This window comes from Bacillus sp. ISL-75, assembly GCF_018613095.1.
This window is the reverse complement of record NZ_JAGGQX010000098.1, coordinates 3,947-5,850: the sequence shown is the minus strand read 5'-3', so window position 1 is coordinate 5,850 and position 1,904 is coordinate 3,947. Positions and strand designations below refer to the sequence as shown.

The following is a 1,904-nucleotide window of genomic DNA, read 5'->3' as shown; positions in this document are numbered from 1 at the left end:
TTTTCTTAATATAAAAATGGAAACTCCACCGGGATATTTTTCTTATAACTAACTATTGTGCTAGCGAAAGTCATATGATTTCGCTGATTCTGGTCATCAGGATTTCTCTCCTATAGACCTAATAAACATAAATAAAACGGCTAGACTCCTATAATTCATTGGAATCTAGCCGTTTTATTTTTAGGAATAAGGAAGTGCTGTAAACACTTCTCCCCGCAGCCTCTACCGTTAGGGCGGGAACTGGACCTTCTAATTAGTAACATGCTACAAGTAAATCTACAAAACTCTGAAAATCTGTTGCGGACACAATTTGTAAAACATTCCCATCTTCTGTAAAAATAGTCGCTAGTGAGTCAAATACATCATGGAATATTCTCCTATCATCTTTACTAACAGATAGAAGTAAGACTAAATTAACGGTTAAATCATCCCACACGATCCCCTTACTATTGATTAAGACAAACATTCCGGTTTTTTTTGCGTTCATTTTGATGGCGTGAGGAATAGCAATCCGGCCAAAAGCTGTTGATGACATAGCTTCACGTTCTATTACGTTCGTAAGGAAACCAGAATCGACAAACTCCTTTCGTTCCATGATTTCACACATCATGGTTAGGGTTTCCTCTTTAGTCCCAACCGAGTGAACGACTTCAAAAAGTTGGTCATCCATTATTACCTCAATATTTTTCTTGAAGGAGTCTTTCCTCTTTGTTTCTTTTAATTCACGAATTTTATTAGCCACTTTGTTTTGATCCACACTAGTAAAAAAAGGATTGATTACTACATATGGAATCTTCGGCACAGAATTAAGTTGTACGGCCGTAATGACTAAATCACAATTTAACATGTTCAAATCGCTCTCATTGGTGACAATATGTTGAATAAGAAGATCTTCACCAAACTGTTTAGTCAGTTTTTCAGTCAGTTGGACGTTGTAATTATAATAAAACGGAAAAAGGATGGAACAAGTAATTTTTGAATTGGCCTGCTTTTGCATCTCTAAGGCATAGCCTAAATGAAAGGCAACATAGGCAATCTCGTCATCATTCATCGTGAATCCCGTTTCTTCCTTAATGGTATAAGATACATGAACGGCACAGTCATAGATGGAAGGGCAATTAAGCTTGATGGTAGAAGTCAAAGGATTTTTGCTGACAAAATGATTCTCCAAACGCATGAGAAGATTTTTTATATGAAGGGTGAAGCGTACTAAAAAATCGGCATCCTCCATCACAATGTAATAATTACTTTGTAAATCTTCAAGAATCTTCCCTACTAGATTTAAGCATCGTATTCCTGCTACATCCTGCAAATCTGAAAGGTGCAGGTGCATGAAGTTGACACTTGTTCCACTACTTGAAATAAGGAGCGCCAGGTCGCGAATTTCTCCCTCCGAATACTTCACATGAAAGTGCGCTTCAAGTCTTTTAGCAATCTCATTAGCGATTTGGTATTCCTTTTCCTGATTAATTTCCCCATCCACCTGTTTTGAAAAAATAAAGCCGTTTTCCATCCGATCAATGGCGATGGCAATGTGGAGGATGATGTTGGTAAGCGAATAATCATTTGTAAAATAGTGATAAGTTGAAAAGACTTCCGCAATGACATCACGGATATAGTCAATATCATAGCCCTCAAAAGATGTCTTTAGCTTATCAATATCAAGAAAATTATCATTCGTTTCACTATAAAGAATGGAGCTCATTAATTTTCGTTTACTTTTTTCCTGTCCAACGATTTCAATAGAGTCACCGGAAATCTTTAGTTCCAAATGATGATCCGCTAATTGTTTTTTAACTTTACGTATATCGCCTTTTAAAGTGACCTCACTGATATACAATTCATCACTTAAATCGGAAATATTAAGTGGACCATCCGCATTAACAAGACTTTTTAAAAGATAG

At 36.3% G+C, this 1,904-nt stretch carries 1 protein-coding gene; it reads right to left on the bottom strand.

Going from position 1 to position 1,904, the window contains the following annotated elements:
• Nucleotides 1–253 precede the first annotated feature (253 nt).
• Nucleotides 254–1,904, bottom strand: a 1,651-nt coding sequence (locus tag J7E63_RS29055; protein WP_215018800.1) for a BglG family transcription antiterminator, incomplete at its 5' end; no start/stop codon positions are given.